At 39.8% G+C, this 15,388-nt stretch carries 14 protein-coding genes; 1 reads left to right on the top strand and 13 read right to left on the bottom strand.

What is annotated here, in order from left to right:
* Nucleotides 1-439: 439 nt before the first annotated feature.
* From CAO17_RS18575 to CAO17_RS18545, 7 genes are all read right to left on the bottom strand, one after another.
* A complete protein-coding gene (locus tag CAO17_RS18575) occupies nt 440-2,647 on the bottom strand; it encodes a S8 family serine peptidase (protein WP_085994042.1) in 2,208 nt (735 codons plus the stop codon).
* A gap of 497 nt (nt 2,648-3,144) precedes the next feature.
* Nucleotides 3,145-3,774 (bottom strand): uracil phosphoribosyltransferase, encoded by a 630-nt coding sequence (gene upp / locus CAO17_RS18570; RefSeq protein WP_085994041.1) that lies wholly within the window; start codon nt 3,772-3,774, stop codon nt 3,145-3,147.
* A 248-nt stretch (nt 3,775-4,022) separates the two neighbouring features.
* Nucleotides 4,023-5,258 carry a serine hydroxymethyltransferase gene (locus tag CAO17_RS18565; RefSeq protein WP_085994040.1) on the bottom strand — a complete coding sequence of 412 codons (1,236 nt, stop codon included), beginning with the start codon at nt 5,256-5,258 and terminating at the stop codon, nt 4,023-4,025.
* A gap of 150 nt (nt 5,259-5,408) precedes the next feature.
* The gene (locus CAO17_RS18560) at nt 5,409-5,972 is read right to left on the bottom strand and encodes a TIGR01440 family protein (RefSeq protein WP_085994574.1); all 564 of its coding nucleotides are present in this window, start codon (nt 5,970-5,972) and stop codon (nt 5,409-5,411) included.
* 155 nt (nt 5,973-6,127) lie between these two features.
* Nucleotides 6,128-6,730, bottom strand: coding sequence for a low molecular weight protein arginine phosphatase (locus tag CAO17_RS18555; protein ID WP_085994039.1), 603 nt, complete (start codon nt 6,728-6,730; stop codon nt 6,128-6,130).
* 452 nt (nt 6,731-7,182) lie between these two features.
* Entirely contained in the window at nt 7,183-7,737 is a 555-nt protein-coding gene (locus tag CAO17_RS18550; RefSeq protein WP_085994038.1) for a manganese efflux pump MntP, read from the bottom strand.
* A gap of 313 nt (nt 7,738-8,050) precedes the next feature.
* Nucleotides 8,051-9,079 (bottom strand): L-threonylcarbamoyladenylate synthase, encoded by a 1,029-nt coding sequence (locus CAO17_RS18545; protein ID WP_483869933.1) that lies wholly within the window; start codon nt 9,077-9,079, stop codon nt 8,051-8,053.
* Nucleotides 9,080-9,499: 420 nt separating this feature from the next.
* On the opposite strand from CAO17_RS18545, the gene CAO17_RS18540 reads away from it, so the two are divergent.
* Nucleotides 9,500-9,814: a YbjQ family protein gene (locus tag CAO17_RS18540; protein WP_085994036.1), complete on the top strand. Its 315-nt coding sequence runs from the start codon at nt 9,500-9,502 to the stop codon at nt 9,812-9,814.
* Nucleotides 9,815-10,026: 212 nt separating this feature from the next.
* Here the strand turns inward: CAO17_RS18540 and CAO17_RS18535 are convergent, their stop codons facing one another.
* From CAO17_RS18535 to larE, 6 genes are all read right to left on the bottom strand, one after another.
* Nucleotides 10,027-10,434 (bottom strand): hypothetical protein, encoded by a 408-nt coding sequence (locus tag CAO17_RS18535; protein WP_085994035.1) that lies wholly within the window; start codon nt 10,432-10,434, stop codon nt 10,027-10,029.
* 77 nt (nt 10,435-10,511) lie between these two features.
* Nucleotides 10,512-11,123: a stage II sporulation protein R gene (gene spoIIR / locus CAO17_RS18530; protein ID WP_085994034.1), complete on the bottom strand. Its 612-nt coding sequence runs from the start codon at nt 11,121-11,123 to the stop codon at nt 10,512-10,514.
* Between the two features lie 169 nt (nt 11,124-11,292).
* A complete protein-coding gene (prmC, locus tag CAO17_RS18525; protein ID WP_085994033.1) occupies nt 11,293-12,156 on the bottom strand; it encodes a peptide chain release factor N(5)-glutamine methyltransferase in 864 nt (287 codons plus the stop codon).
* A 1-nt stretch (nt 12,157) separates the two neighbouring features.
* A complete protein-coding gene (gene prfA / locus CAO17_RS18520) occupies nt 12,158-13,228 on the bottom strand; it encodes a peptide chain release factor 1 (protein ID WP_085994032.1) in 1,071 nt (356 codons plus the stop codon).
* A 237-nt stretch (nt 13,229-13,465) separates the two neighbouring features.
* Nucleotides 13,466-14,428 (bottom strand): nuclease-related domain-containing protein, encoded by a 963-nt coding sequence (locus tag CAO17_RS18515; RefSeq protein WP_143833780.1) that lies wholly within the window; start codon nt 14,426-14,428, stop codon nt 13,466-13,468.
* Between the two features lie 100 nt (nt 14,429-14,528).
* A complete protein-coding gene (gene larE / locus CAO17_RS18510) occupies nt 14,529-15,371 on the bottom strand; it encodes an ATP-dependent sacrificial sulfur transferase LarE (protein WP_085994030.1) in 843 nt (280 codons plus the stop codon).
* Nucleotides 15,372-15,388: the final 17 nt, after the last annotated feature.

Raw genomic sequence — 15,388 nt, 5'->3', positions numbered from 1 at the left:
TCTCGGTTTATCAGCACTCCTCATAGTTTATCGGCACTCCTCGCGTTTTATCGGCTTTCCTCATAGTTTATCGGCACTCCTCTTGGTTTATCGGCTTTCCTCATGGTTTATCGGCACTCACACTAGTTTATCAGCACTCCTCGCGTTTTATCGGCTTTCCTCATGGTTTATCGGCTTTCCCACTAGTTTATCGGCACTCCTCATGGGTTATCGGCTTTCCTCTCGGTTTATCGGCTTTCCCACTAGTTTATCGGCTTTCCTCATGGTTTATCGGCACTCACACTAATTTATCAGCACTCCCATAAATCAGCGCTCCTCCCCGATTATCAGCAACCCACCCGGGTTATCGGCGTTTCCTTCATACAACATCCTCCACAAAGATAGCCGAGGGAGTCCCTCGACTATAGTATTTCCGCTATTTTAAATAGAAAGGGATAATCTATTCAATAAACAACATGGTTTCATAACTTTCATACGTTCCATCTTCTAAATAAACAGTTATGATTGCTGCGTATTGGCCAGGTTTGCCGATTTCGGATTTTTTCATTTCCCCTTCGTTCATTCCGATCTCGAGATTTTCCTTTCGTATCAATGTCCGGTCAAATAGTAATGTTTGTGGATTATACAAGTCTACTTCCAGTCGTTTTACTGGCTCGGTTACATATACCTGATACATATAAGAATCCTTGGAGAATGGTTTTAAGGAAAAGTTAAAGCCCATTGCTTTTGGATTGTCAGCTGCCTGATTAATGAACAGGTAAGGTAATTGGAAGGTTTCCCCTTCTTCTGTGGAAAGGTTCAGCCACCCTTGATGCAAGCCTTTTTCCACCTCTGGTGATGTAACACTTAGCTCAATCGGAATTGTTTTTGTTTCCTGTGCTTTCACCGTAAATGTTTGTGGTAGATTCCATGTAACACCTTTTTGTTTCTTAGGAATATCAAAGGTGTATTGTTTATCCTCGTTGGTCGTATTCTCTATCTTGATTTCTACCGTTTGGTTTTCATTAAAAGTCTCTATTTTCCCAAATGCTAGCTGGGCATTATGGATAATGGTATCAGCATTTACCGCTGCTTCTGGCTGTACGACACCCATTCCTTGAACAATGGGATCTAGCAGGTTTCCGTCTTCATCCAATAGAGGTTTAGCTGTCGTTTCGATGGCGCCATAAATCTGTTCCACCGACCAATCTGGATGTGCTTCCTTTATTAAAGCGATAACCCCCGCAATATGTGGGGCCGCCATGCTTGTCCCCTGTAACGCCTGATATCCCCCAGGTACCGTACTTATTACATTCGTTCCTGGCGCTAAAATATCCGGCTTAATATTCCAATTCACGGTAACCGGTCCCCTCGAACTAAATGGAGCAATGGTCGTATCAACCTCTTGGTAGGCGGTGTCTAAATAAAAGGAGCGTTCTTCCTTTTCGTTTAATAGCCATTCTCCATCTTCCTTAGAAATGAGGGCCACTGGAATTTGAAGGGGATCTTCTCCTGTCGAAATCGACCCTTGAATGAGCTCTTCCTCATTATTTTTTATCAGGACCGCTACAGCTCCTTTTTCCTCTGCTTGCTTGGCCAGTTCGTAAAATGGGATTTTCCCCCGCTCCAATATGGCAATTTTCCCATGCAAGGATTCTTCACTCGTACCATCCATAACTGGATAGGATCTTTCCAGTTTCCATGGTACCGACCCTCTCATTGGATAGAGCGCAATTGGTTTGTTCGCCATCCGTTCCAAAAGGTAAGGAATTTGCTGGGGATTGGTCGATGCTCCAACAGAAAAGGCATCATTCGCTGTTGCAGGGGCTCCAACCGTCCAGTTATTTGGGCCACTATTTCCGTTTGCAATGACAACAGGAATTCCCATATCAACTGCACGATTGACAGCCACACTTGTTGGATAATCCGGGCCATTTACTGTATTCCCTAAGGATAGATTCAGCACATCAACCCCATCCTCTACTGCCTGCTCCATGGCAGCAATGACCTGTATCGATGAACCTGCACCACCAGGGCCAAGTGCGCGATACGAATAAATATCCGCATCAGGTGCTACCCCTTTCAGTTCCCCATTCGCTGCAATAATCCCCGCTACATGGGATCCATGAAGGGTGGGAATTCCCTGTTCTGGCTTGGTCTCCATCGGGTCCTCGTCCAGGTCAACTAAATCATATCCCGATTGATAGTTTTCCTTCAGATCTGGATGCTCATAATCAATACCCGTATCGATGACCCCGACCTTTACTCCTTCCCCAGTGTATTCCGTGGTATTCAGCTCAGACGGTAGAACAAGATCCGCCTCCTCTTTCGCTTCATGAGGATCTGTAATCGGTGCAGGCTGCTCATCCGATTTTTCCATTGGAAAAGCCTTATACGTTTGCACCGTATGAATCGCTTTAATAAAATCGAGTGACTCCATCTTCTTCAACTGGTCCGGGTCGCCTTGTAAAGCAATCCCATTAAATAGTAGCTCATACGTGGCAACAACCTCGATCAAAGGATGGTAGGCTTCTAAATATTCTTTATGTTCCTCAGGGTCTCCCTCAACCTCAATGATAATCGATTCCATCTCTTTCTCTGCCGCATGTACAGAGATTGGAAGGATCAAGGAAAATAATATCGTTATGATCAATAGGTATGGTCGCATAACATGGAAAACCCCTTTTTACCATTTATCCTTTGAAGGTTTTGGAAAAAATATGCATGTAACATTCAATTTCTGAAAAGGGTGTGCCATTTATGACCTTGGCTTTTCAACGGTTTTCTTATCCTTTTTAATGTCTTCATAATCATAGTGAGACGCTACACCAATTCCACCTTCATTAATCATTTTCTCAACGGCTTCTTGTAAATTCATGTAAATGCCCCCTCATAAAAAGTTTCTATATCTTTATTTATATTGTAAGAAGCGGCTTTCTGTGACGATAGGTGTAGAGTTCTCCCTCTAAGACGCACTGATATAGATACGATTCTCTACTTATACGCGAATCCCCCTTCATATTTGCTCGGTTCAAACGATATATGCGCGGTATATCGACTTCATCCTCATAAAGTATTGCTACGCCTTAACCTGCAATCAATCAAAAAAAGAACTGCCATCCGTAAATAGCAGTCCTTTTTCCTAATATATAAATGGGGCAGCAATTATTTTGTACCGAAAAGTCTGTCCCCAGCATCCCCTAATCCAGGGATAATATATCCATGGTCATCCAATTTTTCATCCATTGCACCTAGATAGATATCTACATCTGGATGTTCTTTTTTAACTAACTCTACGCCTTCAGGGGCAGCAATTAAGCACATAAGTCGAACATGCTTTGCACCGCGCTTTTTCAATGAATGAATGGCATCATTTGCTGATCCGCCTGTAGCTAGCATCGGATCAATTACAATAAGTTCACGTTCATGAATATCAGAAGGCAATTTCACATAATATTCAACAGGTTGTAATGTTTCCGGATCACGGTACAATCCAACATGCCCAACTTTCGCTGCTGGAATCAGCTTACGTACCCCATCTACCATACCAAGACCAGCTCGTAAAATGGGCACCAAGCCAATTTTCTTCCCAGCCAATACCTTCGCTTTCGCTGTTGTTACAGGGGTTTCCACATCTACATCCTGGACTGGTAGATCACGTGTTATTTCAAAAGCCATTAACATTGCAACTTCATCAACTAGTTCCCTAAATTCCTTTGTGCCTGTATTTTTATCTCTTATGTACGTTAATTTATGTTGAATTAACGGATGATCCAATACAAATACATTACCCATTTTCCGTTCACTCCTTAAAATTTATATCTCTAAAATTGTACTGAAAAAAAGATGGGGATTCAAGTCTAGTTTGAAGAATTTGTAGAATCTTGTCGATAAAATGGTATTCCTGTGGGGTTTGCGTTTTTTCGATTGATGAACTTTTCCTCCTCCCTATTGGGCTTCCCACTTCTATTATGGTCTTTCCCTATTAACAACCAATTCAAACAAAAAGAACGCCCTCCCAAGAGAGCGTCCTCCATCTTCCATTAAGCATATAAAGGATATTTTTCAGTTAAAGCTTTTACACGTTTTCTAGATTCTTCTAGTACGGCTTCATCTTCGTGATTTTTCAATGTTGTAGCAATGATGGATGCAATTTCTTTCATTTCATCTTCACCAAATCCACGGGTCGTTACTGCCGCTGTTCCAATTCTTACACCACTCGTTACGAATGGACTGTTTGTATCGAATGGAATCGTATTTTTATTGGTTGTAATTCCGATTTCGTCTAGGACATGTTCTGCCACTTTCCCAGTAAGACCAAGTGGGGTTACATCCACTAGTAACAAGTGGTTATCCGTTCCACCAGAAACAATGCGTAGGCCTTCCTGAACAAAGGCTTCACCTAGTGACTTCGCATTAGCAAGAATGTTTTTTACGTATGTTTTGAAATCATCAGATAATGCTTCCTGGAAACATACTGCTTTTGCTGCAATAATATGCATTAATGGTCCACCTTGGATTCCAGGGAATACGGCTTTATCCACCTGTTTCGCATATTTTTCCTTACATAAAATCATTCCACCACGAGGGCCACGTAATGTTTTATGTGTAGTTGTTGTTACAAAATCTGCATATGGTACAGGGTTTGGATGTAAACCTGCAGCTACAAGACCAGCAATATGTGCCATATCAACCATTAGATATGCACCAACTTCATCAGCAATCTCACGGAATTTCGCAAAATCGATTTGACGAGAATACGCACTCGCACCAGCCACGATTAGTTTTGGTTGAACCTCTTTGGCTTTTTCCAAAACGACATCATAATTTAATACCTCTGATTCGTTATCAACACCATAGTCAACAAAATTATATTGTTTTCCACTAAAGTTCACAGGACTACCATGTGTTAAGTGACCACCATGATTCAAATTCATTCCAAGAATCGTATCGCCTGTTTCTAAAATAGAGAAGTACACCGCCATATTTGCTTGTGCACCAGAGTGTGGCTGAACGTTAGCATGTTCAGCACCGAATAATTCTTTCGCGCGATCACGTGCTAAATTTTCGGCGATATCGACATACTCACATCCACCATAATATCGTTTACTAGGATAGCCTTCCGCATATTTATTCGTCAAAACAGAGCCCATTGCCTCCATTACTGCTTTGGATACAAAGTTTTCCGATGCAATTAATTCAATTTTATCTTGTTGACGAGATGCTTCTAGTTGAATGGCTTCAAAAATTTTCGGATCTTGCTGCTTTACATGTTCCATTTCATTCTCCCCCTATGTAATATTAGCTCGTTATTAGAAAAATTAGACACGACTCTATTGTATCTTGTATTGTTCGATTTTTAAATAGTTAATTTACTAATTTATATAAATTCCATTATTTATTTCACTAAAATCCGCACATTATTCATTTTACTTACAACTTTCATCCAACCTTGTGTTCTCATAATTAGCTCTTACCCCACCAATTAATTTCGGTCTTGTGTAGGCTGCGGAAGTTCTTGCCTCCCCGATGGAACGATATTGGAAACGAAGTGGAACGGCAACATGCTTCAAGTGCATGCCTATCATGGTTTCACCAATATCCATTCCCGCTTCAGCAACAACATGCTCCACTACGACAGGATTTTTCAGATGCTTGTACGCGTAGGACGCCATAGAACCACCTGCTTTAGGAACTGGGATGACGGAAACTTCTTCCAACCTCTCTTCCTTCATCGTTTCCTTTTCCACAACAAGTGCTCGGTTCAAATGTTCACAGCATTGATAGGCCAATTGAATACCTGTCTTCTCTTGTAATTTCTCCATGCCTTCAAAAATAATTTGTGCGATTTCCTCACTTCCAGATGTTCCGATATGTTTTCCAGCCACCTCACTGGTTGAACAGCCAATGACAAATACATCTCCCTGCTCTAAATAACCACTTTCCAGCCATTCTTCCACAAGCTGATTGACATCTTCTTGAATCTTTTTCATAAATTCTTCCATGATATTCACCTCTTGATTGGTTAAAAGCCAAGCCCTTTTGATAAGGCTTGGCCATTAAAATTTGTTCCTTTCACATATAGCCGGAACTAGCAAACTAGTGGTTCCTATTTCATTTATGACAGGAATCCGATAAACCGAGCTCACTAGTCTTTTATCTTTTTAATTAACGCTGCAATATGCTGGTCCAGTTCTTCTAATGTTTTCTGGTAAATAGGCAAATCACCGCCAAATGGATCGGAAATATCATAGCTAATAAGCTCGGACTCCAGGCTGCGTATTTTCGCCATATGATTACTTAACTTTTCTTCCAATAGTGCTTGGACTTGACAGCTTTCTAAATTTTTATTTTCATTCATTATTCTTAATCGTTTTTCCTCTAAATCTGCATATTCCTTCTTTAATTGTTCCCAAATCTGTTTATCTGCATCAGAAACATATTCCTTTAGGGTAAAGTACTTCTGTGCGAAATTAGGAAAATCCATTATCAATGATTGCTTATGTTTAGATGTCATCGTGAGTACAGCATCTGCCCAATGTAATAACTGTTCCGTAACTGGCTGTGTTTGATGATCCATCTCAATATTTTTCTCTTTTAACACTTTCATCGCATTTTCATTTGCTCGTTGATTATAACCGGCAAAAATCCCTGCAGACTTCACCTGTACATCTGGCAATTTATGCTTTAATAAAGCCTCTGCCATCGGACTGCGACACGTATTCCCCGTACAGACAAATAAAATTTTCATGAATGACCCTCCATACAATAGGGTAATGTGAATAGACGTTAGCTTATTTCAAAGCAAAAGAAGCTACATCTATCCTATGTTCCTTCAAGTTCTTCCTTTGTTCAAATATACCATATTTTAACCAGCATGTCAGAATTCTCTTCTCATTATAATAGCCCTCTCTCATAGTGAATTTAGACAGACCTTTAAGTTGCTTTTTGCATTCGCAAATCCGCTCATTATATTGGTGTGAAATTATCCTAGTCCTGCGGAAAAGCACGTATATGAATTCTTCTTAGTGACGGGTTTCCACTACGGAGTCTAGGGGGAGTGCTTTAAGGTTCGCAACAGTACAGAGCGGAAATCAGCATTCACTAAATTAGTTTGTTTAACATCCTTTTTGAAAACACCCCTATATTATGAGAGTGATTTGCTTGAAAAATAAAAAGGATCTGCTTACCACAAATCCCTTTTCACACCAAAAACATATACATTCCAAACCCACATAAAATGCTTCCACCTAATATTTCACTATACGCTCCCAGAAAACCGTGAACCTTTCTACCGAATAATAATCCTAGCCAAGTTAACCCCATACTCACAGCACCAAATATCATAATAACCAACGCTGTTTTTGCACCGGATAATCCAAGCCCCAGTCCGACTGAAAAGCTATCCAAGCTCACGGTAAAGGAGAGTAGAAGCAACCCCATTCCAACCGGCTCAATAATCTGCCTGGATTCTTGCACAAAAGCATTTACTATCATTTGGATGCCAATTCCAAGTAAAAGAACCGCTGCAGCGAGGCTTGCAAACTCGCCAATTCCACTTGAAATGATTTTTCCAAGGAAGATTCCAATAAACGGCATCATAATATGGAATAAACCAATTGCTAAACCAATGATTGCAATTCGTTTTAATCTTAATTTTTGCATCCCTAAACCAAGACTGACAGAAAATGCATCCATTCCTAAGGCAACTGCCATAAATAATATGGAAGTAATTTCACCAATATAATACCCTGCCATCGTGCTACCCCCTTGGACATGCTTATAAAATATATGCATGTCCAAGCGGGGATATGCTGACAGTTTGCTTTCCTTTTATCACGTGCATAAAATGCGCAGTCATTCGGTATTAGGTTTTCTAATTATTTATATGGAGTGCCAGCTTCTTTTCGGTTTATCGGCGTTCCCTCATATTTATCAGCCTTCACATCGATTTATCGGCTTTCACAACGGTTTATCGGCGTTCCCACCAATTTATCGGCGTTCACAACAATTTATCAGCACTCACACCAGTTTATCAGCGCTCATCCCACGTTATCAGCTTTCCACAAATCTATAATTTCAAATAATCACTTGAGGCCTTTTTCAATCGGTTCATGACCGCTTGTCCGATGCCATCTTCTGGAAAAGCCTCACATATAATTAAGTCGATATTCCCTTCTTTAAAAGTCCGTAGCCCATCATATAAATGTGTAGCAACATCATAGATGGTATCACCAAGCGAAATTTCCTCATCTGCCGAGAGATGTTCCAGCCATTTATTACTAGCCAATAAGCCGATTTTATTTCCTTTCTTCCGTTCATCATCTATTAAGGTTTGAATCGTTTCAGCGGATCCATCCACAAGCCATAGTGGCACCTCTGGAGAATAGTGACGATATTTCATTCCAGGCGCTTTCGGCTTGGCATGCTGATTTGCCAATGCAGGATCCACCATGACGGTATCCACATATTCTTCTAACTGGTCCTTCGTCACACCACCCGGCCGGAGGATAATGGGGATATCCTGTGTACAATCAAGTACGGTGGATTCCACGCCAACTCCTGTTGCACCACCATCAACAACCCCAGCAATTTTTCCGTTCAAATCATCCCAAACATGATTTGCTGTCGTTGGACTAGGTTTCCCAGATAGGTTTGCACTTGGGGCCGCTACAGGTACATCACAGGCTAGCAATAAATCCCTTGCCACCGGATGATCTGGAATTCGGACACCGACTGTGGATAAGCCAGCCGTGACATTATCAGCACATGTCCCATTGCTTTCTAATATGTACGTAATAGGACCTGGTGAAAAGACATCCATCAAGCGCTCTACATAGGAAGGAATATGATCTACAAGCTGTCTTAGTTGTTCCTTTGTTGCAACATGGGCGATTAATGGATTATCCTGTGGTCTTCCTTTCGCCTCAAAGATTTTAGTGACCGCTTGATGATTGGTCGCATCTGCTCCCAAGCCATATACGGTTTCAGTGGGAAAGGCGACCGTCTCTCCACCTTTTAAAAGGGAGGCTGCCTCTTCCAACGCTTGACTATAGTTATCCACTTCTCTATTTTCTATATTCCATCGTTTCGTATCTATCATGATTATTCCCTCTTTTCTAAGCTATATTTTAGAGGATATACAAGCGTTTCGCAAAATCTCTCTATAGATGCCTGCATTTTTGAAACGCTGAATATGTTTCCAACAATTCATTGATTTGCTTTCCCACGTAAAATAGGGCGATTCCTTAGATTATTGGATAACCAACAAGGTTCATAAAAGGTGGTTTATGTTATCGTATTTATAGGACTATAGAATGGGAGGGCGTCAAAACTATCTCTCTCAAATTTCCACTAACATCTACTTTTAATGAAGCTATACAAAAACGTTGTGTATCAAGCTAGAAGGGAGACTGTTTGCAGGTTTCAAAAAAGAATAAAGGTATGATATATTTCACTATAATTACGATACTATATATAGGAGTTTTCATAATCCTTAAATAGGAAGGAGAAAAACATGATGCTAGTTACTACAATAAATGAAATCCCTGGGAAACAAATAATAGATGTGAAAGGTTTAGTCCAAGGTAGTACCGTTCAATCCAAAAACGTTGGACGTGATATTGGTGCTGGATTAAAAACATTGATTGGAGGAGAAATTAAAGGGTACTCAGATATGATGGAACAGGCGCGCAATATCGCACTAGAACGTATGACAAAGGAAGCTGAAAAACTCCATGCCAATGCGATTGTTGGGATGCGTTATCAGACTTCCTCTGTAATGGGAGGTGCCGCAGAAGTCATTGCTTATGGAACCGCGGTAACGGTGGAATAATTCATTTAAATTACCAATTATATATCAAAAAACCCTGCAGATACTTATCCACAGGGTTATTCTTTCTATATCAGCAACTTCTATTCATTTATACACAAACAAGAGACTTTACTCACAGTTCCCCAACAAGTTATGCACAATAAGTTGTGGATAGTGTGAATATGTAACCATTTTCACACTAAAACCATCCCATTATTTTTTGACTACTAGCCTTAGGAAACCTGATAAGACCACCAATTCCCCTTCTCGATAGGGTGTTTATCCACAAAATTCGTTTCCTTCTGTGGATGAAACTGGAGCGCTTCCAGTAAAATATCCACAACAGGCTGATGGCTATGCACATAAACACTTTTAGCCTCTTTAGATTTGGCAATGGTTAAGACCGATTCTATTAAAACAGGTAGCTTGGTTGCTTCTGTCCTTGTAATATAAAGCTGCTTCAGCCAGTACACACCCTCTTCTTCTTCTACTTCCTGTAAAATGAAACAACCCTCAATCTTGTCATTTATGATCACTACGTAACCCTGTTCAAGCAATCCTTTCCCATCTAAATTCTCGTTTTTTGAAAAGAATGCTTCCAGTTGCTCCTCTGTTGCTTTTTTAGCTGGAATAATATTCATGCCCCTCACCTCTTCTAGTCATTTTGATAGAATCAAAGTTTTAAGATTTCTACCATCCTATGCACGAAATAGAGGAACTATGACAGACCAAGCCACTCAAATAAGAAAAATTTTACTTCCGTTTCTTTCTCTTTCTCTTCTTCATTTTCCATTTCTTCCGCTTCACTCGAATCTGCAGCAGATACCGTTGTTCCATTGGAGAAATCTAAAAAGCACAATGGCGGGAATAATACACACCACCAGTTATCTCCCTTGCCTTCACCAATTGTAATTAAAATCGCTTCATATTCACCAGCAGGGTAAACATAAGAATCATAAAGCTTGGTTGGAAATTCGATATTTTCTCCGTATTCCACGGTGTAATCATATGAAAATCCTTCTTCTTCTATCACTTCTTGAACCATCTCATCAATGATTGGAATTCGCTTCTCTATTAAACTTCTCGCCTCATCAATGTCTGTCATATATTCTACCCAACCGGAAACCTCTTCACTAACACGGTCACGAACGAGACGTTTTAATGCTTGATCTTTTTCACTATCACTGTTTGCTAGAATTCTTAAACGAATCGCATCATCCGGAATAACCTGATATTCCTGATCAATCCCTCCATCTTGACTAGCACCTTTCATTGGTAATGTAAAATATAAAATAAAAAATATAAATCCAATAAATAATAGTTTCTTCATCACTCATGTCTCCTCTTCCCCTTGATTTAATATCATTATGGACAGGGGAGAAGATTTTTAAACTAGTAATCTATTATTTTTTATTATGTAGTTCGAATGAATGATCAAAAGAAACTTTTATTTTAAAAATAACTTTTATTTAATAGAAAAAGCCCCCAAATAGAGGGCTTTAATTTGATTTTAGAACCGCTGATACGATGCGGTCTTTTCCATTGATATCTTTGATTGTTTTTACCATGCTAGTGGGAAAGGCTGCTTTTATAAGCTGGTGGATGGCGTCACTTTGGGTATGACCAATTTCAAAAACCAACGCCTGCAATGGACTGATCCTCTTTGCTTGTTGAATGATTCTTCGATAAGCTGCCAATCCTTCCTCATCCGCAAATAGAGCTAGCTCTGGGTCAAAATTTTTCACCGTATCGGAAAGAAGCTCTTCTTCCGATTTAGCAATATAAGGTGGATTGGAAACTAGTATATCCATTTCCTTCCCCTCATCTATAAAGGGCTGAAGGAAATCTCCTTGTAAAAAGCTAACCTCAGCATGAAGATTGCTCGCATTTTTACGCGCTACCTGGAGCGCCTTTTCGGAAATATCGGATGCAAAGACATTTGCTTGCGACAGTTCTAGGGCAAGGGTTGTGGCGATAATTCCGCTCCCCGTTCCGATATCCGCAATCGTTATGGGCTGATTGGGAAAATACTCCTGAACCAGATTAGTAACATGCAAGACAAGCTCCTCGGTTTCTGGTCTCGGAATAAGAACATGCTCATTCACGTGAAACGTTCGCCCATAAAATTCCTCAGAGCCCGTTAGATGCTGGACAGGCACCCCTGTTTTGGCATGCCGTTCTAGATCTTGTTCAAACCTTTTGATAACATTGGGATTTATCGGTTCTTGCATCATCATGAAAAATTGACTTCGATTAATTTTTAAATGATGCTGTAGCAGAATTTCAGCCACCCTTGGTTCCCTGTTCTGTTTTTCTAAAAAAAGAGAAGCCCGTTTTAGGACTTCAAATAATTTTTCACTCATACTATTCACCAATTTGCTCCAGCTTTTTCGCTTGTTCTTCCAATTGCAAGGCATCAATGAATTCATCTAACTTCCCTTGTAAAATTTGATCCAGCTTTTGAAGGGTTAGACCAATTCGGTGATCGGTCACACGACTTTGCGGGAAGTTATAGGTACGAATACGCTCCGAACGGTCCCCTGTACCAACCGCAGATTTACGGTTCTCATCGTATTCTGCTTGTGCTTCTTGCTGGTACTTATCATAAATACGCGCACGAAGAACCTTCATGGCTTTTTCTTTGTTTTTAATTTGTGATTTTTCATCCTGGATGGATACAACAATTCCAGTTGGGACGTGGGTCAGTCGAACGGCTGACATCGTGGTATTAACACTTTGCCCACCAGGACCACTGGATGCAAACGTATCGACACGAATGTCCTTATCATGCACCTCTACCTCGACTTCTTCCGCTTCCGGCAATACCGCAACCGTTGCTGTAGAAGTATGGATACGGCCGCCAGACTCCGTTTCTGGAACACGCTGCACACGATGTGCCCCATTTTCGTATTTTAATTTAGAGTATGCACCATTTCCATTAATCATGAAAATAATCTCTTTATACCCACCAACACCTGTTGTGTTAGCTTCCATTACTTCAGTTTTCCAGCCTTGGTTTTCCGCATAGCGAGAATACATTCGGAAAAGATCTCCAGCAAATAATGCCGCCTCATCTCCACCCGCGGCACCACGGATTTCCATAAACACGTTCTTATCATCATTCGGATCCTTAGGAAGAAGCAAGATTTTCATTTTCTCTTCTAACTCTTCCTTCGCTTGGGATAACTCTTGGATTTCCGTTTTTGCCATCTCATACATCTCATCATCCAAGTCATCCTCCAGCATTTCCTTCGCATCCTTTAACTGCTGGTCAATATCTTTATATTCACGGTAAGCTTGAACCACATCCTCCAAGCCTGCTTGTTCCTTTGAATAATCACGTAACTTCTTCGTATCATTAACGATTTCCGGATCACTTAATAACTCGTTCAGCTTATTATATCGATCCTCCAATGTTTGTAAACGATCAATCATCACGTACACCTCTTTCTGATTACCAGTCTTATTATATTATACAGTATAGGGTGGGGTCAAAAGTAATTTGGAGGGATTGCTGATATGAAGTATTGTGAAAAACTAACATTAATAATGTCCATCATAGATTTGATCCGGGTATGCGCGATTCCCTCCGCATATGCGCGATTCCCTCCTCTTATGCGCGATTCTCTCCGCATATGCGCGGTTCTCAATATACAGCCTTTAATAAAACTATTATTTTAAAATAATTTGATAAACACTACCTTTGTTTCTTCCAATTTGTAAATATCCCCCTTTATGCATCAACCTATTCACCACATGTCTGGATGGTAGTTTTAAAAATTCCCGAGCCTGTTTATTGGTTATTCTATCACCAAATAAAAGCATATAATCATTCAATGCTGAAATAAAAGCCATTTCTGAATAACATCGACATTTGCTACAGAACCATTTCCTTTTCCCTTTCTCCATAGGTACTAAGCCACATTCGGGACAGTAAACACCTTTAATGATATCGCTAGAACTATAATGATAATTAGATAATATATCTCTGGGTAATACATGAGCAGACTTTAACAATTCTCCAACTTTATGTAATTGACTCATTGTCATAACCCTTTTCGTATATTTTTTTTCCAATTCTTGAATTCTAAATAACAAATCACTATTATGGATAACTTCGGCTGGGATTTTTATATCTGGAGAGGCGGGTTCAATAATGGTCTTAGGGAAGCTAAAATCAACAAGGTAGGCGATTGGAACTTCAGGGATATTCTTACTAAGGAGCCAACGTTGTAGACGAAATGCCTGTGTTTTTACTTGAGATACCGGGTTTTTAAATCCTTCTACTTTCCCATCCGGACTATAGCGCGTTACTTGTCCATTTTGTCCAAATGAGACTCTGCCCCGCCAATTTTTGGCATCAATAATTAAGAGGAACCGATCGGATAAAACGAATGTATCGATTTGAAAATATCCATTGGAATCAGCTAATCGCACGTTATGCAGAATAAAATATTTCTTATCATCCAGAAAACCCAATGGATAATCCACTTCCTTTTCACCACTAAGTTCGGTTTGCTTTATTTTCCATTCGCTTCTTACCTTTTCTTTCTCAGGATGTTGATGGATTAGCCTTTTATCTAATGCTTCTAACTTCATGATTTCATGTAGTTTATCACGCTGTTTGACAATCACAATAATTCCACTCCCTTTCTTTATTCTTAAAACATTCCACAAAAAGTGACAAAATCCTTCTTTTTCTAAACAAAAAAGAGAGCACCTAGCCCTCTATCTCTTAAGCATTTGCTGCGATATTTTCTTTAACCGATTCTTCTAATATTTCATTCATACTTCCAGTTCGGTAACCTCGTAAATCGACAGATACATAATCAAATCCAAGTGATACTAATTTTTGCTGTATCATTTCACGATTGGTCAATAAATCAACCATTTTATGTTCAGCTACTTCAATGCGTGCAACATTTTCATGATAACGTACACGTACTTCAGAAAATCCAAGTTCTTTTAAATAAAGCTCTGCTTGATCCACTTGATTCACTTTCTTTTTATCTAATTTTGTTCCATATGGAAAGCGAGATGCCAAACTACATGATGGAAGTTTACCCCATACTGGTAAACCTGCTTTTTGTGCTATTTCACGGACTTCTGTTTTATATAAATCTGCCTCCTGCAATACGGAACGCACGCCTTCTTCCGTTCGTGCTCTCAGTCCTGGACGAAAGTCTTCCTCATCATCCATGATCATTCCATCTAATACATAGTTATAATTTAATTCTTTTGCTAGTTCATTTAAATGAGTGTAAAGCATTTTTTTACTGTAATACCAGCTATCTGGATGATTGGCTACAATATTTCTATCTTCTAATTCTTTTATTTCTGTCGTATGAACACGAACACCTAGATTATCCGCTAACTGAACAGCAGCTTCAAACTCTGTTTGGCGAAACAACTCTGATGCAACGACAACCGCTAATACATTATCAGTTCCCAATTCTTCTTTTGCCCTTTTTAATACAACAGCACTATCTACTCCTCCAGAAAACGCTACAAGAACTCTTCCCATATCCTTTAAAATCTTACCTAACTTATGATTCTTTTGCATGATACGATCGTTCATTTCTATTCACCTCTTGT

The organism is Oceanobacillus senegalensis (genome assembly GCF_900176885.1).
In the GTDB taxonomy this organism is placed as follows: Bacteria; Bacillota; Bacilli; order Bacillales; family Amphibacillaceae; genus Oceanobacillus; species Oceanobacillus senegalensis.
Note: the sequence above shows the minus strand (reverse complement) of the source record. Positions and strands in the feature narration are given on the sequence as shown.

Excerpts from the sequence above, each read along its gene's own strand:
- CAO17_RS18575 (WP_085994042.1), bottom strand. The coding sequence starts at position 2,647 with ATGCGACCATACCTATTGATCATAACGATATTATTTTCCTTGATCCTT.
- upp (WP_085994041.1), bottom strand. The coding sequence starts at position 3,774 with ATGGGTAATGTATTTGTATTGGATCATCCGTTAATTCAACATAAATTA.
- CAO17_RS18565 (WP_085994040.1), bottom strand. The coding sequence starts at position 5,258 with ATGGAACATGTAAAGCAGCAAGATCCGAAAATTTTTGAAGCCATTCAA.
- CAO17_RS18560 (WP_085994574.1), bottom strand. The coding sequence starts at position 5,972 with ATGAAAAAGATTCAAGAAGATGTCAATCAGCTTGTGGAAGAATGGCTG.
- CAO17_RS18555 (WP_085994039.1), bottom strand. The coding sequence starts at position 6,730 with ATGAAAATTTTATTTGTCTGTACGGGGAATACGTGTCGCAGTCCGATG.
- CAO17_RS18550 (WP_085994038.1), bottom strand. The coding sequence starts at position 7,737 with ATGGCAGGGTATTATATTGGTGAAATTACTTCCATATTATTTATGGCA.
- CAO17_RS18540 (WP_085994036.1), top strand. The coding sequence starts at position 9,500 with ATGCTAGTTACTACAATAAATGAAATCCCTGGGAAACAAATAATAGAT.
- CAO17_RS18535 (WP_085994035.1), bottom strand. The coding sequence starts at position 10,434 with ATGAATATTATTCCAGCTAAAAAAGCAACAGAGGAGCAACTGGAAGCA.
- spoIIR (WP_085994034.1), bottom strand. The coding sequence starts at position 11,123 with ATGAAGAAACTATTATTTATTGGATTTATATTTTTTATTTTATATTTT.
- prmC (WP_085994033.1), bottom strand. The coding sequence starts at position 12,156 with ATGAGTGAAAAATTATTTGAAGTCCTAAAACGGGCTTCTCTTTTTTTA.
- prfA (WP_085994032.1), bottom strand. The coding sequence starts at position 13,228 with ATGATTGATCGTTTACAAACATTGGAGGATCGATATAATAAGCTGAAC.
- larE (WP_085994030.1), bottom strand. The coding sequence starts at position 15,371 with ATGAACGATCGTATCATGCAAAAGAATCATAAGTTAGGTAAGATTTTA.